This is a genomic window from Aquimarina sp. U1-2 (genome assembly GCF_017897595.1).
Classification (GTDB): domain Bacteria; phylum Bacteroidota; class Bacteroidia; order Flavobacteriales; family Flavobacteriaceae; genus Aquimarina.
Genome location: NZ_JAGKIK010000012.1, coordinates 25,467 through 47,114, shown reverse-complemented (window position 1 = coordinate 47,114; position 21,648 = coordinate 25,467). Strand labels below are relative to the sequence as shown.

24 protein-coding genes are annotated in these 21,648 nt (G+C 33.9%); 19 read left to right on the top strand and 5 right to left on the bottom strand.

Translation table 11 applies throughout. The features are described from left to right. Positions 1–2 precede the first annotated feature (2 nt). The 9 genes from J8281_RS14640 (at position 3) to J8281_RS14600 (ending at position 9,805) form a co-directional block, all read left to right on the top strand. Complete coding sequence (locus tag J8281_RS14640) at positions 3–962, top strand: stage II sporulation protein M (RefSeq protein ID WP_210198390.1); 960 nt, start codon at positions 3–5, stop codon at positions 960–962. Beyond that, on the top strand, positions 959–1,837 hold the full coding sequence (locus tag J8281_RS14635; protein ID WP_210198389.1) for a hypothetical protein: 879 nt from the start codon (positions 959–961) through the stop codon (positions 1,835–1,837). The genes J8281_RS14640 and J8281_RS14635 overlap by 4 nt, the downstream gene beginning before the upstream one ends. A gap of 33 nt (positions 1,838–1,870) precedes the next feature. Then, the gene (locus J8281_RS14630) at positions 1,871–2,614 is read left to right on the top strand and encodes a DUF4129 domain-containing protein (protein ID WP_210198388.1); all 744 of its coding nucleotides are present in this window, start codon (positions 1,871–1,873) and stop codon (positions 2,612–2,614) included. A gap of 4 nt (positions 2,615–2,618) precedes the next feature. Next, a complete protein-coding gene (locus J8281_RS14625; RefSeq protein WP_210198387.1) occupies positions 2,619–3,830 on the top strand; it encodes a DUF4350 domain-containing protein in 1,212 nt (403 codons plus the stop codon). A gap of 50 nt (positions 3,831–3,880) precedes the next feature. Beyond that, a complete protein-coding gene (locus tag J8281_RS14620; protein ID WP_210198449.1) occupies positions 3,881–4,894 on the top strand; it encodes a MoxR family ATPase in 1,014 nt (337 codons plus the stop codon). Positions 4,895–4,900: 6 nt separating this feature from the next. Further along, complete coding sequence (locus J8281_RS14615; RefSeq protein WP_210198448.1) at positions 4,901–6,232, top strand: DUF58 domain-containing protein; 1,332 nt, start codon at positions 4,901–4,903, stop codon at positions 6,230–6,232. Positions 6,233–7,098: 866 nt separating this feature from the next. Next, complete coding sequence (locus tag J8281_RS14610) at positions 7,099–7,992, top strand: outer membrane beta-barrel protein (protein ID WP_210198386.1); 894 nt, start codon at positions 7,099–7,101, stop codon at positions 7,990–7,992. Between the two features lie 199 nt (positions 7,993–8,191). Further along, positions 8,192–8,614: a DUF2141 domain-containing protein gene (locus J8281_RS14605; RefSeq protein WP_210198385.1), complete on the top strand. Its 423-nt coding sequence runs from the start codon at positions 8,192–8,194 to the stop codon at positions 8,612–8,614. 240 nt (positions 8,615–8,854) lie between these two features. Beyond that, complete coding sequence (locus J8281_RS14600; protein WP_210198384.1) at positions 8,855–9,805, top strand: LysR substrate-binding domain-containing protein; 951 nt, start codon at positions 8,855–8,857, stop codon at positions 9,803–9,805. Positions 9,806–9,822: 17 nt separating this feature from the next. On the opposite strand, the gene J8281_RS14595 is transcribed toward J8281_RS14600, so the two are convergent. The 3 genes from J8281_RS14595 to J8281_RS14585 all read right to left on the bottom strand — a co-directional run bounded on the left by J8281_RS14595 (position 9,823) and on the right by J8281_RS14585 (position 11,498). Then, positions 9,823–10,020: a hypothetical protein gene (locus tag J8281_RS14595; RefSeq protein WP_210198383.1), complete on the bottom strand. Its 198-nt coding sequence runs from the start codon at positions 10,018–10,020 to the stop codon at positions 9,823–9,825. Positions 10,021–10,153: 133 nt separating this feature from the next. Beyond that, positions 10,154–10,954 (bottom strand): TIGR00266 family protein, encoded by an 801-nt coding sequence (locus tag J8281_RS14590; protein WP_210198382.1) that lies wholly within the window; start codon positions 10,952–10,954, stop codon positions 10,154–10,156. Between the two features lie 91 nt (positions 10,955–11,045). After that, positions 11,046–11,498 carry a DUF4442 domain-containing protein gene (locus tag J8281_RS14585; RefSeq protein WP_210198381.1) on the bottom strand — a complete coding sequence of 151 codons (453 nt, stop codon included), beginning with the start codon at positions 11,496–11,498 and terminating at the stop codon, positions 11,046–11,048. 156 nt (positions 11,499–11,654) lie between these two features. Between J8281_RS14585 and J8281_RS14580 the strand changes: the two genes are divergently transcribed. From J8281_RS14580 to J8281_RS14560, 5 genes are all read left to right on the top strand, one after another. Next, positions 11,655–12,107: a DUF4870 domain-containing protein gene (locus tag J8281_RS14580; RefSeq protein WP_210198380.1), complete on the top strand. Its 453-nt coding sequence runs from the start codon at positions 11,655–11,657 to the stop codon at positions 12,105–12,107. A gap of 103 nt (positions 12,108–12,210) precedes the next feature. Beyond that, entirely contained in the window at positions 12,211–12,546 is a 336-nt protein-coding gene (locus J8281_RS14575; protein ID WP_210198379.1) for a PadR family transcriptional regulator, read from the top strand. Position 12,547: 1 nt separating this feature from the next. After that, a complete protein-coding gene (locus J8281_RS14570; protein WP_210198378.1) occupies positions 12,548–14,308 on the top strand; it encodes a PspC domain-containing protein in 1,761 nt (586 codons plus the stop codon). Positions 14,309–14,355: 47 nt separating this feature from the next. Further along, entirely contained in the window at positions 14,356–15,075 is a 720-nt protein-coding gene (locus J8281_RS14565) for a head GIN domain-containing protein (RefSeq protein ID WP_210198377.1), read from the top strand. A 271-nt stretch (positions 15,076–15,346) separates the two neighbouring features. Continuing rightward, positions 15,347–16,207, top strand: a complete 861-nt coding sequence (locus J8281_RS14560; protein WP_210198376.1) for a GIN domain-containing protein — start codon at positions 15,347–15,349, stop codon at positions 16,205–16,207. Between the two features lie 106 nt (positions 16,208–16,313). Here J8281_RS14560 and trxB read toward each other — a convergent pair whose 3' ends face one another. Further along, entirely contained in the window at positions 16,314–17,282 is a 969-nt protein-coding gene (trxB, locus tag J8281_RS14555; RefSeq protein WP_210198375.1) for a thioredoxin-disulfide reductase, read from the bottom strand. Between the two features lie 152 nt (positions 17,283–17,434). On the opposite strand from trxB, the gene J8281_RS14550 reads away from it, so the two are divergent. Beyond that, positions 17,435–18,046, top strand: a complete 612-nt coding sequence (locus tag J8281_RS14550; protein WP_210198374.1) for a trimeric intracellular cation channel family protein — start codon at positions 17,435–17,437, stop codon at positions 18,044–18,046. Between the two features lie 159 nt (positions 18,047–18,205). Here the strand turns inward: J8281_RS14550 and J8281_RS14545 are convergent, their stop codons facing one another. Further along, on the bottom strand, positions 18,206–18,727 hold the full coding sequence (locus J8281_RS14545; protein WP_210198373.1) for a fasciclin domain-containing protein: 522 nt from the start codon (positions 18,725–18,727) through the stop codon (positions 18,206–18,208). A 121-nt stretch (positions 18,728–18,848) separates the two neighbouring features. On the opposite strand from J8281_RS14545, the gene J8281_RS14540 reads away from it, so the two are divergent. The 4 genes from J8281_RS14540 to J8281_RS14525 all read left to right on the top strand — a co-directional run bounded on the left by J8281_RS14540 (position 18,849) and on the right by J8281_RS14525 (position 21,139). Then, positions 18,849–19,403 (top strand): RNA polymerase sigma factor, encoded by a 555-nt coding sequence (locus tag J8281_RS14540; RefSeq protein WP_210198372.1) that lies wholly within the window; start codon positions 18,849–18,851, stop codon positions 19,401–19,403. After that, positions 19,376–20,188, top strand: a complete 813-nt coding sequence (locus J8281_RS14535; RefSeq protein ID WP_210198371.1) for an anti-sigma factor — start codon at positions 19,376–19,378, stop codon at positions 20,186–20,188. The genes J8281_RS14540 and J8281_RS14535 overlap by 28 nt, the downstream gene beginning before the upstream one ends. A 7-nt stretch (positions 20,189–20,195) precedes the next feature. Beyond that, on the top strand, positions 20,196–20,648 hold the full coding sequence (locus tag J8281_RS14530) for a GNAT family N-acetyltransferase (RefSeq protein WP_210198370.1): 453 nt from the start codon (positions 20,196–20,198) through the stop codon (positions 20,646–20,648). Between the two features lie 113 nt (positions 20,649–20,761). Further along, complete coding sequence (locus tag J8281_RS14525; RefSeq protein ID WP_210198369.1) at positions 20,762–21,139, top strand: hypothetical protein; 378 nt, start codon at positions 20,762–20,764, stop codon at positions 21,137–21,139. The last annotated feature ends 509 nt before the right edge of the window (positions 21,140–21,648 follow it).

The window sequence follows — 21,648 nt, the reverse complement described above, 5'->3', positions numbered from 1 at the left end:
ACATGCGCGAGGCAGCTTTTGTGAAGCAAAATAAAGCTAAATGGTTAAAATTTGAAAGTGTTCTGGTGAATAATGCGATGATGGAACCAGATGATCTTGCTGACTTATACATAGAAATTACCGACCACCTTAGTTATGCGCAGACCTTTTATCCCAATAGCCAGACATTATTTTATTTAAATGGTCTCGCCTCGAGCGCGCATCAAAAAATTTACAAAACTAAAAAGGAAAAGAAGAACAGGCTATATTCTTTCTGGGTCAAAGAGTTTCCGCTAGAGTTTTATCAACATCAAAAATTACTGCTTATCACCTTTTTGGTCGCAATACTGTTTACAGCTATCGGGAGCTACTCTTCGGCTACAGATGGAGCTTTTGTAAGATCAATTTTAGGAGATCGCTATGTAAATATGACTCTAGATAATATTGAAAAAGGTGATCCTATGGCTGTTTATAAACAAATGGGAGAAACCGATATGTTTTTAGGTATTACTATCAATAATATACGTGTGGCCTTAAATTGTTTTATACTCGGTATATTGTTTGGGATAGGTACAGTTTATATGCTAATGCAAAACTTTATCATGTTAGGGTCTTTTCAATATTTCTTTTATGACAAAGGCTTACTATGGGAAAGTGTGCGTACCATCTGGATTCATGGTACTATAGAGATTTCTGTAATTATTATTGCAGGTTGTGCAGGTCTTGTAGTGGGTAATTCTATTTTATTTCCAAAAACATATACCCGACTCACTTCTTTTGTTCGAGGTGTTACATCGGGATTAAAGATTGTAATAAGTACGATACCGTTTTTTATCGTAGCCGGATTTTTAGAAGGTTTTGTAACTCGACATACCGAAATGCCTGATGTGTTGGCGATTTTTATTATTTTAGGATCTTTGAGCCTTATACTATTTTATTATGTAATCTATCCAAGGCAACTGTATAACAAATCAAAAAAATGAATACGAATACCAATTATATACTATTTAAAAAGAAGCGAGAGCTAGGCGAAATCTTAAGTGATACTTTTGCCTTTATAAGACAAGAAGGTAAATCGCTTTTTACAGTACTTATAAAAACCAGCGGATTGCCATTCGTGTTACTGTTAGCTGCATCTGCTTACTATACGTATACATCTACAGCCGTTTTCGACCCTGTTAGCTTAAGCAAAGGAGAATTAACGAACTCTGGTAGTTTTATGATTTCATTAGGATTGATGTTAATTCTGGCGGTGGTATGCTATGGTTTATTCTTCGGAAGTGTTCTTAACTACATAAAAGTTTATATTGAACATAAAGGAGCAGTAGATTCTAGTCTCGTTATACAAGGTGTCAAAAAAGATTTTGGTAATATTCTTGCACTTGGTTTAATTTCTGGACTTATCATGATGTTTGGGTTTGCACTTTGTATTTTACCAGGGATTTACTTATATGTACCTATGAGTCTGGTATTTGCCATCATGATTTTTCGAAATGTTAGCATCTCAGACTCAATAAGCGAAAGTTTTCAGTTGGTTAAAAATGAATGGTGGATCACCTTTGCAACGTTGTTTGTGATTGCCCTTCTTATCTGGGTTATCGGATTAATATTTTCTATTCCCGCTACAGTTTACGGCTTAACCAAAACCTTTACTGCTGCATCAGAAGGAAGTTTATCAGACCCATATGCCATGATCGACTGGGTTTTTATTGTATTGAGCACATTGGCATCAGCGGCTAAGTATGTTTTGTATACGGTTACTGTAATTTCTTCGGCTTTTATCTACTTTAATTTAAATGAAAGAAAATATGCTACAGGTGCATTAGAACAAATAGACAAACTAGGTACTCAATCCTGATGTTAACAAAAACAACTTAAATGTAACGCGCTTTTGAAAGTCTTTTATTGTTTATTCCTATTTTCAGCTTTTTTTGTAGCCGCACAGCCACAAGATAGTGTGCATAATGTACCCCAAGAAGTTGTATATGATCTTGATTCTTATCAAGAAATTCAGAAATTCGATGAAAAAGAGCTTGATGAATACCGCCAACAAAAGGATTTTCAGTACACAGAGTATCAAGAGGCAGACACTTGGTGGACACGGTTTAAAAGATGGATACATCAGCTTTTTAGAAGATTTTTTAAATGGATATTGGCTGGTGAAATCACAGGATTTTGGTTGTTTTTTTTAACGATCTTTCCATACTTGATCGTAGCCGCCGTATTGATATTGCTTGTTTGGTTGTTTTCAAAAGTAAACCCCTCAGAGATACTCCTTGAAAAACAACCCCCTGCACAAATACTACTTACCGAGGATGAAGATATTATACACAATCAAGACATTCAAGAACTTATTCAACAGGCATTACAAAACAATAATTATAGACTCGCTATTCGATATTACTATTTATTGGTGCTCAAAAAATTGTCTGAGGTTGATCTAATTCGATGGGAATCTCAAAAAACCAATGAAGAATATAGCAAAGAACTAAAAGATACTTCATTACAACAACAATTTCAACTAATTACCAAATTGTACGATTATATTTGGTACGGAAGTTTTGAGGTCAATAAACAATCATACTTAAAGGCCGAAAAAGAATTTCAGTCGATAACCCGCCATATACAAAATTGACACTATGAGTAAAATGGCTAAACTACTAATCGTACTTTTTGTAATCGCCGTGGGTGTAGTTACATTTCTAGAGGCCAACGAACCCGAACCCATTAACTGGTTTCCCAGCTATGCAAAAGTTGATAAAATTCCTCTGGGTACTTTTGTCGTCTATAACAGTATAAAAGAAGGTATTGATGATGATAATTTAAAAGAAATTAATAGTCCGCCCTACGAGTTTCTATTTGATAACGACACTGTTTCTGGAACGTATATTTTTGTTAATGAAACCATTACTTTTGGAGAGGACGAACTCTATAAATTATTGGCATGGGTAGCGAGAGGGAATACCTTATTCATATCGTCAAAAACTATGGAACCCAAACTCTTGGATACATTAAAATTGAATAGTGATTATTTGCTGTCTTTGGATCGTATGTCTACAAAACCTATGGTTGCGTTAAGTAACACTTCGCTTGCCGGTAAAACTCCATTTTTATACGATCGAGATATATCAAACTCGTATTTTAGTGCTGTTGATACCTGTTATACTAAGGCACTCGGAGTTGCGCAATTGTATAATGATACATTAAAAATAACGACACCTCATATCAATTACATCAAACAGGGATTTGGAACTGGTTATATTTTTTTACATATGTTTCCTGAAGCCTTTGGAAATTATTTTATGCTTAAAGATCAAAATTTTCAATATACTCAAAACGTTTTAGCCTATATTTTACCTTCAGAAAAAATACTTTGGGATAATTATTACAAAAACGGAAAAACATTTTACACCTCTCCCCTTTATCTCCTGTTAAACAACCGTTATTTAAAGTGGGCTTATTACGTGGTGCTTATTGGAGTTGTTTTATTTGTTCTTTTTGAAGGTAAAAGGAAACAACGCAGCATTCCGATACTTTCGCCCTTAAAAAATCAAACTTTAGCATTTACCAGAACGATAAGCGGAATGTATTTTGAAAAGCAAAAACATAAAGAAATAGCGACCAAGCAATATTTGTTATTTTTAGACTATGTACGCCAAACCCTACGTATCCCCACAGATAATCTAGACGAGAAAACGCTAATCGACATTGCTGCGAGAAGTAATAATGACCTAAGAACGACTAAGGCTTTATTTAAATATTTTAATGAACTCTACAAAAAACAAACTATAGAAAAAGAAGAGCTCATGAAACTATACCATCTCATTACCAATTTTAAAAATCGAGTATAATCTCATATGTATAAAAGATGACAATGGAAAACGAAGAAACTACAAATCCTATGAATCCTAAAGGTTTTTCTGAAAATACCCCCACAAATCAAAACCTGGATTTTAAAAATCGAATAGATTTAAGCGAGCTACAAGACATTACACAAAAACTTAAAACACAGCTAGCAAAAGTCATTGTAGGGCAACATGACTTTATCGAATTACTCATCGTATCCCTGTTGTCTAATGGTCATGTTTTGATCGAAGGTGTTCCCGGAATTGCAAAAACCATTACCGCCAAATTATTTGCAAAAACCCTGGATACAGAGTTTAATAGAATTCAATTTACACCAGACCTTATGCCAAGCGATGTATTAGGAACTTCGGTACTTCATATGAAAACAAATGATTTTGAATTTAAAAAAGGACCTATTTTTTCTAATATGGTACTTATAGACGAAATCAATCGTGCTCCTGCCAAAACTCAGGCAGCTTTATTTGAAGTTATGGAAGAGCGCCAGGTAACTATCGACGGTATTCGCTATCCAATGGATCAACCTTTTATGGTACTGGCTACACAAAACCCAATCGAACAAGAAGGGACCTATGCGCTACCCGAAGCTCAATTGGATAGGTTTCTGTTTAAAATTAAGGTAGGGTATCCAGAATTGGAAGACGAAGTGAATATTTTAAAAACACATCATGAGCGAAAAACACAAAAGCCGTTAGAAATTATTGACGCTGTGCTCACTCCTCAAAAACTGAAAGAATTTAAAGCAAAAACGCAAGAGGTACTAGTAGAAGAAAAAATCTTAGGATATATCGCAGAGATTGTTACCCAAACCCGAACACATCCTCATTTATACCTGGGTGGTTCCCCGAGAGCATCTATTGCTGTGATGAATGCATCAAAGGCTTTTGCTGCTATACAAGGTAGAGATTTTGTTACTCCAGAAGATATTAAAAAAGCACTGTTCCCGGTGCTGTGTCATCGTATCATTCTTTCTCCAGAACGCGAAATGGAAGGGATGACTGCCGAAAACGTTATTGAGATGATCCTTCAATCTGTTGAAATACCAAGATAAGTTTTGATCTCGTTTTTAAAATCTTTATATCTAAACTCTAGAGTATTTTATATACTTGCCAGTATTGCTGTATTATTTTTGCTTTCCTATTGGTTCACCCCATTGTACCCGATAACGTGGCTTTTGGTATGGGGTCTTATCATTATTTTCCTTTTTGACATTGTAATTTTATATACCTCTAAAAAGGGGATCCATGCTGGCAGAATTTTACCCGGTAAATTTTCAAATAGTGATAATAATGCAGTACCTGTGCGAATTAAAAATACCTACAACTTTACTACATACGTAGAGGTAATCGACGAAATCCCAGTACAGTTTCAAAAACGTGATTTTCTTAAAACGGGTAGCATTCGACCAAAGTCACTATTAGATTTTGAATATAAGTTGCGACCTGTACAGCGAGGAGAATACATTTTTGGAAACCTGAACATTTATGTAATGACCCGTATAGGTCTGGCAAAGCGTAGGTATAGTTTTGATAAATCTGCGATGGTGAAAGTGTATCCTTCCTTCATACAGATGAAAAAATACGATTTTTTAGCCATTGATAACAAATTGACCCAAATCGGACTCAAAAAAATACGCCGCATTGGTCACACTATGGAGTTTGAGCAAATTAAAGACTATGTATTCGGAGATGATGTACGCACTATAAACTGGAAAGCAACCGCCAAACATGGCAATTTGATGGTTAATCAATATCAAGATGAAAAATCACAACCTATTTATTCGATAATTGATGTGAGTAGAGTCATGAAAATGCCTTTTGATGAATTAAGTTTATTGGATTATGCTATAAACAGTACCCTGGCTTTTTCAAATATAGCATTAAAAAAGCATGATAAAGTAGGTATGCTTACGTTTTCAAATACCGTACGTGATTTTTTACCAGATAGTGGAAAAAAAACATATATCAATACTATTTCTGAAGTTTTGTATCATATAAAAACTCAATTTCTAGATGCTGATTTTGGCGTATTGTATGCCCAGGTGAAACGACAAATCACACATCGAAGTTTACTGCTTTTGTATACAAATTTCGAACACATCTCTTCGTTAAAACGCCAGTTACCTTACTTACAAGCGTTGGCTAAACAGCATCTTTTGGTAGTCATATTCTTTGAAAATACTGCGTTAAATAAGCTGATTCATCAAAAAGCCAGTACTCTAGAGACTATTTATGATCAAACGATTGCCAAACAGTTTGCCTATGACAAAAAAGTAATGGTCAAAGAACTTCAAAAACACGGTATTCAAACAGTACTTACAGCACCCAAAGATCTTACGGTAAACACAATTAATAAATATTTAGAGATTAAAGCGAGGGGGCTTCTTTGATGAATCAGGTTTTTTTGCGTATCTCTTAAAGTATCTCGAAGTTTAGTAATCGCATATTTATAGTTTAGCTCATGCTAAGTATGAAATAAATTGTATCTAAATCAGTCATATCTTTAGTAATTAAGATAAAAAAATGTTTAAAAACCAATTATTATCGCTATAGTGCTGCTTTAGTTAAGCAGTCAAAAGCAGTATGGTCAATTTATCATTTAAGAATAGAAACGTAGGTATTTTAAATGTTATTTTGTTTGCTAATGTTGAAATAAGTGTATTTTAGCCGTTACCAAAAAATAATCAAATCATGATTAAAATTTTAATTGTACAAAAGAAATGTGGTGATGTCTTGCAATAATAACAATACGTGCGTAATTTGAACTTACAAAATGGAATTGGTACATAAAACTTAGAAGTTATGTCTTTGAAATGTAAAATTATCATATCTAAGCAAAGTAGGTAAATTCATTATATTATCACTCAAACAAAATTATCACTATTCCTTAGTGTTTTTAATAAATCAAATGTTATGTTAAAGAAAATACTCTTACTAATAATTATTATCGTAAATCTAAAGGGTTATTCACAAATTACTTTTGAAAACGGATATTTTATCAATAATTCAAATGATAGAATTGATTGTCTGATTGCCAACCAAGACTGGCTTAATAATCCATCTAAATTTATTTACAAATTATCAGAAGACGAGAAAAAAAAGAAGGTACAATAACCGCTATTAAAGAATTTGGCATATTGGGTAAATTTAAATTTATAAGAGCTGAAGTGGATATAGACAAATCCAGTCGAAATATTGATGATTTAAGTGATATTAAAAACCAATTTTTAAAAGAGAAATACTTTTTCTTAAAGTTTTGATAGAAGGGGAAGCAAGTTTGTATAGTTATAAAGAAAGTGACATAACGAGATTTTTTTTCGAGAACAACGACTCTGTTTTGGAACAATTGGTCTATAAAAAGTACAACTTTTCTAATACCAAGATAGGTGCCAATGAACATTATAAACAGCAATTATGGACTAATTTCAAGTGCGACAATGTACCTCTAAGAACAATTAAAAATGTTAATTACACTAAAAGAGATTTATTACGTCTTTTTATTAAATATAACGAATGTAGGGATTCAAAATTTACTATTCCGAAAAATAAAATAAAAAGAGATGTATTCAATTTAACATTACGGCCAGGTTTTAGAAGTAATGCTTTAACTATTAAGAATGAAGAATCAGGAGTGGATATAGATTTCGGACAACAAAATAGTTTAAGTTTTGGTCTCGAATTTGAATTTATTATGCCTTTCAATAAAAGTAAATGGGCAATAGTAGTAGAACCTACATATCAACATTATGAATCAAAAGATATTTCTAGAACAATAAATCCAGTCAATTTGGTGATTCCTCAAACAATATCTTACAATGCAACATATAAATCAATAGAAGTACCTATTGGAGTCAGGCATTACTTTTTTCTGAATAAATTTTCTAAGCTTTATTTGAACGGATTTGCTGTTTTAGATTTTAAAATGGAAGATTCAAACGTTAATTTTTCTTTTTCTAATCAAACATCACGCCCTAACATTATACCGGTCAAGACAAGATTAAATGCTGCAGTGGGCTTGGGATACAAATTTAAAAATAGGTACAGTACTGAAATACGATATTTAATTAATAGAAACCTCTTTGTGAACAATACGCTTTGGCGATCCAATTATAATTCGTTATCATTTGTTGTAGGATATACACTATTTTGACTATCTACATTATTGATATTTTGATTCCCGTAAAGCAAAAATAATTATATTTGAAATTTTGTTTAAAACTACTACATTAATCAAAAATAATACAATTCAACCCTAATAATCTACAACTGGGTTGTAAAGTTTATTAAACGTATAGACTTTTATAGACATTTGAATCAACAAAATCAAATAACTATAAAACAAAGTACACATGAAAACTCTAGTATTATTAAGTAGCCTTTTAATCTCAACTCTTATTTCACAAGCCCAAGAAAAACCAGAAGGAATTACGATCACCGTAACCGTGCCTAACGTATCTAATTCTGAAGGGGCAGTTCATTTTGGTCTGTATAATGAAAGTACGTTTATGAAAGCCGCTCCTATACAAGGTACACATACCACAATCAAGGACGGAGTTGCAACTATTACCTTTAAAAATGTTCCTGAAGGTATCTTTGCTATCTCTTGCTATCATGATAAAAACGGAAACAATCGTATGGATTTTGAAGACAATGGCAGACCCATAGAAAGCTATGGAATATCAAACAATACGATGAGCTACGGACCACCAACCTGGGAAGCTGCAAAATTCGTAGTAGGTACAGAAGATTTAGACCTTTCTATTAGGATGTAATACTTTTTAAACATCCGTTTTTTGCCAAGAGATAAGCACTAGCGTGTTTGTCTCTTTTTGTATACCATTACTTTAACCCGCTTTATATAGTAGAAATCCCCGTCCGTCTTTTTATTTAGAAAAAGGCAGACGGAGATTTCTGATATATGAACCTAGCTCAATAGACAAAATAAATTTTTAATACAAAATTAATAAACAGTATCAATAGCTTTTCTATTTTTACGGCTCAAAAAATAAAAGATGACCATTACACAGTTAAAATACGTACTTGCAGTAGCTGAACATAAAAATTTCACCAAAGCGGCAGAAAAAACGTTTGTCACGCAGCCAACCTTAAGTATGCAAATTCAGAAATTGGAAGAAGAACTGGACATTCTAATCTTTGACCGCAGTAAAAAGCCAATTGCACTCACAGATGTTGGTACTCAATTAGTACAACAAGCTAGAAATATTGTAAATGAAAGTGAACGTATACAAGACATTGTAGATCAACAAAAAGGGTTTATAGGTGGTGAATTTAAGCTAGGGGTCATACCTACTGTTATGCCCACGCTGTTACCTATGTTTCTTAATAATTTTATTAAAAAGTATCCAAAAGTAAAGCTAAAAATAGAAGAATTAACTACAGAAGCCATTATAGAACGTTTGCATGATGGTCATCTGGATGCCGCCATTGCTGCTACCCCCCTAGAAAATGAAAGTATTAAAGAACGTGTACTCTACTATGAACCCTTTGTTGGATATATTCCTTCTACACATCGATTAAATCAAAAGAAAAAGATTACTATTGGTGATTTGGATATAGATGATATGTTATTGTTAGAGGATGGCCACTGTTTTAGAGATGGTATTATTAATTTGTGTAAAACCCAAAAAAGCTATGACGAAGATCATTTTCAGTTAGAAAGCGGTAGTTTTGAGACGTTAATCAAATTGGCCAATGAAGGATTAGGAATGACACTACTGCCCTATTTACATACGCTAGATATCAAAGAGCAAGAGAAAGAGAATCTTCATTATTTTACTGACCCCTCTCCTGCGAGAGAAGTAAGCCTAATCTTTAATAAAAGTGAATTGAAAATGCAGATTATTGAGGCGTTGCACAGTACTATAGCCGGTATTATCAAAGGTGCTATCGCCTTTCAAAACGTAAAAATTATAAGTCCGCTTACAAAAATAAAAAGCGACTAAAAAGTCGCTTTTATTTACTATGTTTTTAAATAAATTAAACAAACCTCTAATTCTGGTTGTTTAATGGTTAAGGATTGAATCCAAATTCTTAATTCTTCAATCTCGTGCGGAAGTAACCTGTTTAGTGCTTTAAGAACTTCCTTGGTAAAAAGATTAACATCAAAACTAACTTTTTTAAGTACCGTTTTAGTGTAATCAAACATTGCTCTTGCCATAAATTAATAAGGGTTTAGAATGTTAATTTTAACGAGTAATTTGTAGGAATAATCTTATAAATTTTAAAGTTGTTTATGCTAATATATGTAAATAAAACCAAAAAAAGAGTCTTTTGGCGCTTATTTAACACAGCTAAAAATTATTGTCGCCATCTATAAGATTTCCTAGACCGCCTAATACACTACCTTCACCTCTACTTTTTCCTCCTGCTCTTGGTGCCAATGCCAACACTCGATTTGCTAATCTACTAAAAGGTAGTGATTGTACATACACAACACCAGGTCCTGTTAGGGTTGCAAAGAACAAACCTTCGCCTCCAAAGATTGTATTCTTTATTCCGCCTACAAACTCAATATCATAATGAACACTTTGAGAAAAGCCTATGATACACCCCGTATCAATCTTTAACTTCTCGCCAGGTAGTAGTTCTTTTCGAGCGGTAGTACCACCGGCATGCACAAATGCCATTCCGTCTCCTTCAAGCTTTTGCATGATAAACCCTTCGCCTCCAAATAAACCTCGACCTAACTTTCTTGAAAATTCTATACCAATAGAAACTCCTTTCGCTGCGCATAAAAAAGCATCTTTCTGACAAATAAATTTACCGCTATAGTTCGTTAAATCTAAAGGAATGATTTTTCCAGGGTATGGAGACGCAAAACTAATTTTCTTTTTGCCTGAAACCTGATTGTAAAAAGCAGTCATAAAAAGACTTTCTCCCGTAAGTAGTCTTTTTCCAGCTCCAAAAATTTTACCTAAAACTCCTTTATCATTTGAAGAGCCGTCACCAAAGATGGTATCCATTTTAATACCATCATCCATCATCATAAAACTTCCGGCTTCTGCAATTACGCCTTCTTGTGGATCAAGCTCTATTTCTACATATTGCATTTCTTCTCCTATGATTTCGTAATCAATTTCGTGTGCTGTCATTTTTAGAATATTTGGCGGTTATTATTTTAATAGCATTAGATATGTATATGGGTTACTATTTTATGAGAAATGTTACACCTTTGATCGTAAACTATTTATTTTTCACTTTCAAAGTCCATTCAAAATTAAAGGTAGAAACTTCAACGTTATCGCTATTTGTACCTACTGCGGTCATCCAAACGGTTTGTCCTTCACCTGTCTTAATAGTTTTTTTTATAGCATCTTTAACCAATTGACCATCGTTACAAACAAAAGTAATTCGACCTGTTGCTTTTTTTGTGAATGTAGCATTATTAGTAGCTACCAACATCGAGATTCGTTTGCCGCTATCTCGAATATATTTAGTTACCAAAGCACCAGTAGTTAACTCTGCAGCCATTCCTTGTACCGCCCAAAACATAGAGTTAAAAGGATTTTGGTTAATCCATTTATGTTTTACTGTCACTGTACAACTCGTTTGATCAATCGATTTTACACGCACACCACACAACCAAGCTGATGGTAGTTTTACTAATAAAAAGGTATTCAGTTTTCCTGGAGTCATAGACTTACATTGATTTTATAAGAACAATATAAGTAAAACTAAGATGCCATAGCGTATCACAAAATCTTAAATTTATGTTAAATTATGGTACTATGTTTTGCATAATACCTTTTTTTAGACATATATTTGTATAAGAAACTATTATATACTTTAAATATGTCTGATAACAACCACAAAAATATCGCTACATTCATGCACTTAGGAATTTTTTCTCGCTATATTATTCCTTTTGGAAATTATATCATCCCGATTCTGCTATGGACAGTCAATAAAGATAAATCAGGATTTATCGATAGACATGGCAAAGAAGCCATCAATTTTCAACTCAGTATATTATTGTATACTATCATTTTAGGAACACTTTCTATTCCATTTTTTATTTTTAATCTTTTTGGAGATACCTCATTGCTTCACATCACACACTTAGATGACCTGCATATCGATTTTTCTCATCCTGGGGGATTTAGAACTTTAATTGGCGCCTCTTTTGTGGGTATCATTGCTTTAATTGGTTTTTTTATAGAGATCGTTTTCATTATATCGGCCGCCATGAAAGCAAATAAAGGAGAAGAATATAAGTATCCGTTAACGATACGATTTATAAAATAATAAACCGTAGTTAGAAATTAGAAATCATCAATCATTAATCATCAACCTGCCTTGTGGCAGATACATCAAAAAATGAACAGTTTAACTTTTAAAAATCAGTTTTATGAAGATCGAAAACACGAAAGCGCAGATGCGCAAAGGTGTTCTGGAATATTGCATACTTTCTATCCTCAAGGACGATGATGCTTATGTGGCAGAAATTTTGGAAACCCTTAAAGATGCAAAGATGCTCGTGGTAGAAGGTACTATTTACCCCTTACTTACCAGACTTAAAAATGCCGGATTGCTTAGCTATCGCTGGGAAGAATCTACCTCTGGCCCTCCACGTAAATATTACGGACTCACAGAAACCGGACAATTGTTTCTAAAAGAATTAAATACCACTTGGGACGAGCTAAGAAACGCTGTAAATGTGGTAACTAAACAAAAAAAGAAGTAACATGAACAAGACAGTCAATATAAATTTAGCAGGTGTATTTTTTCATATAGACGAAGATGCTTTTCTAAAGATGCAACGTTATCTGGATGCCATAAAACGTTCGTTTACCGATTCACAAGGAAGAGATGAAATTATTGCAGATATCGAAGCGCGAATTGCAGAATTGTTTAGCGAAAAGATAAAAGACGAAAGACAAGTCATCGGGATTAAAGAAGTAGAAGAAATTATAGCGATTATGGGGCAACCCGAAGATTATCGATTAGATGAAGAAATCTTTGAAGATGAACCCGAAACATCTCATCAAAAAGCGAAATCTACAAGACAACTTTTTAGAGATACCACCAATTCGTATGTAGGAGGTGTAAGTTCTGGATTGGGTCATAATATGGGTGTAGATCCTGTCTGGATACGTTTAGCTTGGATACTTCTTACTATTTTTTCAAGCGGCGCATTCGCGCTTATCTATATTGCCTTTTGGATTTTTGTACCCGAAGCAAAATCAACTGCCGATTTTCTGGCAATGAAAGGTGAAGCTGTTAACATTAGTACGATTGAAAAAAAAATAAAAGAAGGCCTTGATGGTGTTGCAGATACTGTTAAAAATGTAGACTACCAAAAGTACAGCGACAAAGTTAAAAGTAGTTCGACCACATTTTTTGAAGCCTTGGGAGATGTTTTATTGTTCTTACTAAAGATTTTTGTGAAATTTATAGGCGTTATTTTAATCATTATTGCTGGTGTTACTTTAATTAGCCTGTTTATAGGATTGTTTACAGTAGGTACTTTTGGATTTTTGGATATGCCATGGGTAGAATATTTCGAAGTAGGTAGCCATCCCGAAGTTCCTTTATGGCTGCTAACCCTTTTATCTTTTCTGGCTTCTGGTATTCCGTTTTTCTTCCTTTTTATCCTTGGATTAAAGATTTTGATTAGTAACCTGAAGTCTATCGGTACACCGGCCAAGTTAGGGTTACTAGCGGTATGGATTTTTGCCATTATTGGTTTAATGATTATTGGTGTACGGCAGGCAACCTTAGAGGCATTTGACGCCGAAGTTATTTCAGAAAACAAAGTGCTACCATTTTATAGTAAGGATACAATTCGTATTGAAATGCAAGGAAATACGAGATTTGCAAAATACCTTAGACATAGAGATGATTACAAAATTAAAAGAGATGAGCAGGGAAATAAAGTAATCGTAGTACGAGATATTCAATTATACTTAAAGACCTCAAAAAGAGATTCTGTCGCAAGTATGATTATAGAAAAGAAGGCCGAGGGTAAATCTTATGACGAAGCCTCAGATCGTGCTGAAAAACTAAAGTATGGGTACGAGATTGATGGCAAAACACTTCGATTAGATGGACATGCTGTTACAGATTATGCGAATAAATATCGAGATCAGGAAATTAGTGTGATCCTAACGCTGCCAGAAGGAATAACCATTCTGGCAGATGAAAATACGAGAAGCTTTAACAATTCCTGGAAATATGATGATTATGTAACCATTACTGGTAAAGAGGGAAAATACATTCAGGTGACAGACGGTAAATTACAATGTAAAAATTGTTTAGAAAATAATGCAAATGATGATGAATGGAAATATGAAGAGTGGCAAGATGATGATGATATCAATAGGACTAATAACACCGATAATAAAAATACTAACCTTAAAATCGATGAAGAGGGAGTGCTTCTTAAAAGTGAAGAAGTAGATATCAAAATCGATGAAGACGGTATAGAAATAAAAACCGAAAATTAGAACTCACAATCAAAACCGAATAGTTTAACACATTAAAACAAAAAATCATGACCACATTAGTTAAAATTTTAGTAACCCTTTGTTTCTCTGCAGCGTGCTGTTCTTGTAATCTCGCCTTCGACGGAATAAAAGGAGAAGGAGAAGTAACACGCAAAGAGAGTACCATCACAGAAAATTTTGAAGGCGTTAAAGCAAGTAGAGGATTAGATGTCATTTTGGTAAAAGATCAAGATGCCAAAGTTATCGTTGAAGCCAATCGCAATCTACATGACCATATAGAAGTTTATGTTAAAGAAAATATCCTGCACGTCACTTCAGATAAAAATATCTACTGGGCAGACGAAAAAAATGTATTTGTTGCCTACGATAAGCTTACTCAGCTAAAAGTAAATAGCGGTGCGAGCATAACTGCCCAAGAGCCTATAGTGCAAAAAGAAATTTCGCTTAGTGCTACCAGTGGTGCAGATATTAAATTAAATGTTAAAGCTGAAACTATTAACAGTTCGGTTACTAGCGGAGCTTTAATTAATTTGGAAGGAAAAGTAAATAATCACAAGGCAAGCGCGACTAGCGGAGCAGATATTAGAGCTAAAAATTTACTAAGTCTGGTATCTGAAGCAAAGGCTACGAGTGGTGCATCCATAAAAATTCATGCAAAAAAAGAATTTACCGGCAAAGCTACCAGTGGTGCAGATGTGGTATACTACGGCCAGCCCGAAAAGGTTTCTGAAGCAGATAACTCTGGCGGTAACGTTCGAAGACATTAACCTTAAACCCGATCCGATCTAAATTGCCAACCAAAACTGTCTGAAGAACGACTAACCAGTCAACAAAAACTTTCAGACAGTTTTTTATTTCATTTCATATCAATTCTAGTAATAGAACGAGCTCAAATCAAAAAATAACGTAAGCTAATGAATATCTTGTATGCTGCAACGTTATATCAAAAAATAGGTCTCTTATATTTGCTGATAATTTTATTTACAACTATACTTAACTTTAAAATAATCTGTTTACATACTATAAACTAAAAATACTATGAAAATATCTTTGCTAATACTATGCACAACTCTTTTTTTTGGAACGCTATACAGCCAAAAAGAAAAGGTTAAAGGTAATAAAATCGTTGCTACAGAAGAGTTAGATGTAGAAGGGTTTCATACCATTGAAGTTTATGATAATTTTGAGGTTTCTCTGGAAGAAAGTAGTGATCACCAAGTACGAATCAAAGCAGACAGTAATTTACAGGATTTTATACAAATAGTAGTACAAGACAGTGTATTAACGATAACTTCTGACAAAGATTTAAGGCGAGCCAAAGCGTTACATCTTGATATCTTTTATGCTTCTGAAGTAAAAAAAATTCGGATTTTTGATAAAGTCCAATTAAAATCGATATTACCTATTACTTCGGGTGAACTTAAAATTGAAAGCAACGATATTGCCGAAATATTCTTAACCACGGATACCAGAATGTTAGAATGTACTGTTAATGGAAAATCTACTGCCGAATTTCATGTAACCTCTAAAGAAATAGTGTACCAAGTGAATGACAATGCCGAGATTAAAGGTATCATAACTTCAGACAGTTTAAAAGTAGATGTATATCAAAAAGGGAGGGCAAAACTCGAAGGAGAAGTACAATCTATGTTAGTAAGAGCAGATAATGACAGTGATTTTTATGGCGAAAAACTGAATGCCGCAAAAACTAAAATTATTGCCGAAAGCAATAGTGACTGTTATATTTTGAGCAGCGAAGAGATTATCATTGATGCTCGAGATAATGCAGAAATTTTTCTATTAGGAGAACCTAAAATTCTTATTGAAGCTTTTCTAAACGAAGCAAGCTTATTTAAGAAAAACATAGACTATACGCCCAGTAAACTGAGGTTAAATTAAACCCGGTTTTATGCATTAGAAAATCTATTATATAAAACCGGGTTATAGGAAAAGAGGTTGTCTAAAAATCCAGACAACCTCTCTATTCTTTCAAAATAACGGTAAACTAAGCTGAAACCTCTTCACTACTTTCTACAGCAGCGAGATAACGCTCGGCGTCGAGAGCGGCCATACACCCTGTGCCTGCGGCCGTAATCGCTTGTCTATATTCTTTATCCTGAACATCTCCAGAAGCAAATACTCCAGGAATGTTTGTTTTTGTAGACTTTCCTTCAGTAATGATATACCCTGTATCGTCCATATCTATCTGTCCTTTAAAAATCTCAGTATTCGGAGTATGACCAATAGCAATAAACAACCCGGTAATTTCAATCTCAGTTTTTTCTCCTGTTTGATTATTAACCATACGTAGACCTTCGACCACTTGATCACCTAATACTTCATCAACTTCGGTATTATACATTACTTTAATATTTGCTGCGCTTTCTACGCGGTGCTGCATTGCTTTTGAAGCTTTCATATAATCCTTACGCACGAGCATGGTAACACTTTTACAAATATTGGCCAGATATGTAGCTTCTTCAGCAGCTGTATCCCCAGCTCCTACGATAGCGACATCCTGTCCTTTGTAGAAAAAGCCGTCACATACCGCACATGCCGAAACTCCGCCCCCACGTAATTTTTGTTCGCTGGGTAGCCCTAAATATTTTGCCGTGGCTCCGGTAGAAATTATTATGGTTTCGGCTTCGATCTCTTTAGCGTTATCAACGGTTACTTTATGTATCCCTCCCAATTCTTTACTAAAGTTGACATTGGTAACCATCCCAATACGAACCTCGGTTCCAAAGCGTTCTGCTTGTTGTTGTAATTGTACCATCATGGTTGGTCCATCGATACCTTCGGGATACCCGGGAAAATTATCCACTTCGGTAGTGGTCGTCAATTGCCCTCCTGGTTCCATTCCCGTATACATAACTGGTTTTAAATCAGCTCTAGAGGCATATATAGCAGCAGTGTACCCTGCAGGGCCTGAACCTATAATAAGACATTTTATTCTTTCTGTTGTATCAGACATAATCCTTTCGTTTTTATCTGTTGTAAAAGTAGCAATTTGGCGATAAACCTTACAGTAAAGTTATTAAGAATTATTATGGAATAATAAGACAGAATTATTGAAATTTTTTCTTCCTATTAGTTACATTTACACCACAGGTTACATGTATTGTTATGACATTTTTTTATGCATTAGATATTTTAGGCACTATCGCGTTTGCTATTTCTGGAGCTTTAAGTGCTATGAACCGAAGATTAGATCTTTTTGGTATTTTTATCATTGCTTTTGTAACCTCTATTGGAGGAGGCACGATTCGAGATGTTCTTATCGGGAATACTCCTGTATCCTGGATGCAAAATACAGTAAACATGTATTTAATTATTAGTGTTACTGCTTTCTCTATACTTTTTAGAAACAAGCTCGATTACCTTAAAAAATCGCTGTTCTTATTTGATACTATCGGATTAGGGATATTCACTATTATCGGCGTAGAAAGCGGAATTCGTGCAGGACTAGAGCCTATTGTTTCTATAGCGCTAGGTACTATGACAGGTTGTTTTGGAGGGGTAATTAGAGATACTTTGTGTAATGAAATTCCGGTAATTTTCAGAAAAGAAATTTATGCTACAGCTTCTATCGCTGGCGGAGTGTGTTTTATGATTTTATATACGTTACAAATCGATGAAAATATCATATATATATCAACTACCCTGCTAATTATTGCCATACGATTGTTGGTCGTTAAATACAAAGTTTCACTACCACAATTTATAGTGAATAAATGAATATTGGTTTTACCCGGATTAGGAAAGCAACCTTATGCTGGTTTCAGTTTTTTCAATAGGTATGCATAACATTAGCCCTAAATAATCTATGTCAATTATTTAGGACTAATTTGATGCATTTAATATAAGTAGAACCTCAATAAATTCTACTTATTAAAATTACTTAGGCATAACAACATCACTTATGACATGGATCACTCCATTTTTTGCCATTACATCTGTTTTTAATATCTCACTATACGTGCCGTTGTCATCCATCAGCCAAATTTTTCCATCTTTTTGTACGACACTTAATTTTGATCCTTGAAGTGTTGCTACTTGAATTTTTCCATTACCCTTTTTTAGAGCATTTACGACATCGCCAGCAGCAAGTTTGCCAGAAACCACATGATAGGTAAGTATTGCTGATAATTTTTCTTTATTAGCCGGTTCTAATAATGATTTCAATGTTTTGGCATCTATTTTACCAAAGGCATCGTTATTAGGTGCAAACACCGTAAATGGGCCATCGCCTTTTAAAGCACCAACCAAATCTGCCGCTTTTAATGCAGTAACTAAGGTAGAGAAATCATCTACAGATACAGCTACATCTACAATATCTTTGTTCTCTTTTTGAGCGAAAGTTACCTGTGTGAATAAAAATAAAACTAAGGTTGAGGCAATAAAAACTAACTTTTTCATACTATTTATTTTAATGATTAAACAATTTTAAACGCGTTTTACATATTCATATACACCTATTTTTTGTTTTTGGATGAGCTGCGCTATTTTTTTTCTTACATTTGAGTAATCCTAGCCAAAAATGCAAGACGATTTAGAGCTTATAAAGCGATTACAAAATAAAGACGATAGCGCTTTATCGGCTATATATGACAGGTATTCTGGTGCTTTATATGGGGTAATCCTCCGTATCTGTAAAAATGAAGAAACTGCTCAGGACATATTACAAGAAACTTTTCTGAAAATCTGGCAAAAATCGCATCAATATGATCCTGTGAAAGGTAAATTTTTTACTTGGTCTTATCGTATTGCACGAAACTTAACGTTAAATTCTTTAAGAATTCCTACTAAACTCATCCAAAATGAAGATATAAGTGTATATAAAGATATAGAAGTTAATGAACCCGAATTGGATATAGTACCACTCAACGGTTCACTTAAAACTTTAGACCCACATCATCAAAAGGCATTAGAATTGATTTATTTTAATGGGCTTACACATCGCGAAGCACATCAAGAAATGGATGTACCCTTGGGAACATTTAAATCTTATGTAAGGCAAGCATTGAAAAAATTGAGAGAAACATATCAAAAACAACTTGTTTTATTATGGATTCTCATAGAAAGGATGATATGATAGACAGAAAATCTATAAAGGAAAAAGGAATATTAGAGCAATATCTGCTTGGAGAATTATTGGATGATGAACAAGCTCAAGTTGATAAAATTCTTCGGGAAGACAAGAAATTATTTCAATATTATACCGAAATAGAGGAAGGATTTGAAAAATTAGCTTTTGAGAATGCGATCGATCCTCCAGTTAGCATAAAAGAATCGGTATTGAATGCTATTCGACCAATTACTTCTGATAAAAAAGAAAAAATGATTTATAGCGATCATAGCAATAAGCGTTTTATCTATTGGTCAATCGCAGCTAGTTTAGCCATACTTTTTATGTTGAGTTCGGGGTGGTTGTATGACCAATGGCAAAGCTCAAAAAATAAGTTACAAATTGTACAAAATGAGACTTTAAATTTACGAAATCGTATAGAAATATTAGAAAAGGATTTAAAAGAAACCAATGCCTGGTATACCAAGATAAATCATCCTAATACGCTAAAGTTGGTGCTTCGAGGTAATGAAATATCTCCTAATTCTACAGCTATTACGTATATCAATCACAAAACAGAAACTGTACTTTTACATTCAGAAGGACTGCAAAAATTAGCACGTAACAAGACCTATCAAATGTGGGCCGATGTAGATGGCGAAATGATTGATATGGGTGTTATACCAGCCGAACAACAAATGATTGCCATGAAATATATAGCAAACGCAGCCTCTATCAATATCACTATCGAACCTGCAGGAGGTAGCGATCACCCAACCGTTGAGCGATTAATTTCTAATGTATTGCTATAGTTGAGCCATGATTTTTAGAAAAGCAATTATAGAAGACCTTCCCGTACTCATCAAAATGATAGCCAACGACGATTTGGGGCAGACTCGAGAATACTATACGATTCCATTACCCGAAGAATATCGCATAGCTTTTGAAAATATTGATAAAGATCCTAATCAAGAATTAATAGTGATTGAAGATAAAAACTCAGAAATTATCGGTACACTACAGTTGTCTTTTATTCAATACTTAACGTATAAAGGAGGTATTAGGGCACAGATTGAGGCCGTTAGAATACGAGAGGATATGAGAGGAAAAAGAATCGGACAACAACTTTTTGATTGGGCAATACGACGTGCAAAAGAAAAAGGCGCACATCTATTGCAACTTACCACCGATAAAAAACGTCTTGATGCGATAGAATTTTATAAAAAATTGGGTTTTCAAAATTCTCACGAAGGCATGAAACTACATTTTTAAGAACCATACAGGGATTTCCTATCAAAATGCTTTTTTAACACTATGTTATTTGCATTTTACCTTAAAAAAAGTGGTAGAATTTGTAGTTTTGCACAAAAATTAATTCCGTGCATATGAGAATTATATTCTCGCTATTATTGTTCACAACATTTGCTATTCGTCCTGTTATGGAAATAAGCACGGTAATGTACTATCAACTCAATATAGATTATATCGTAGAAAAGTATTGCGTTAATAAAGAAAGACCAAAACTTAATTGTAATGGTAAGTGTTACTTGATGAACCAAATGAGAGGAAACAAATCACCCTCGACAAAAAAGTCTGAGAGTATCATCATTGCAGAAGCTTTTATTCCTCTTTTTTTTCAGGATAATTCCATCACTCTCAATACAAATAATCTCTTTGTTTCTACTACATCTCAGTATTGGAATGTAAGATCTCTTTACCCAAAAGAAATCACATACGAGATTGACCACCCACCAAAAGTTTAGATTTCACAAATTATTCAGTACACTTAAAAAGTAGACTCCCTCTGGTCATTATCCCCTTTGGAGATTCCAGTACATTAGGTAATCTATTATTTACCTGTCATACATGCTTACTTTGTATTGAATATAAATCTGATGTGAGAATATAACCATGTTTAAAAACAAGTCGTAAAAGCTGCCTTTGTTAGATTGGTATAATTAAGCTATTCGTTATAAAGCATAAACGTTATGTATTTACATACTGTTTCACTTTGCGTATTTTTAAAACAACCTGAGTTTGATTATTAATTTATTGAAAGTTAAACAATTAACACACCCTGTCTGGTCGAACCCTTTGTCAGAGCTCAGGACAGGCTCAGTCAAGACCTCGTTGTTTTACAAAAAATGACCTCTCAACTTCGCTCGAGGTGACAGAGGCAAATTGTAACTACGTGAAATCAATAGTTTAATTGTCGAACTAAGGTTAAAACAGAATTAATAGTCAAAATAATCTATCTAATTTTTCTTACACC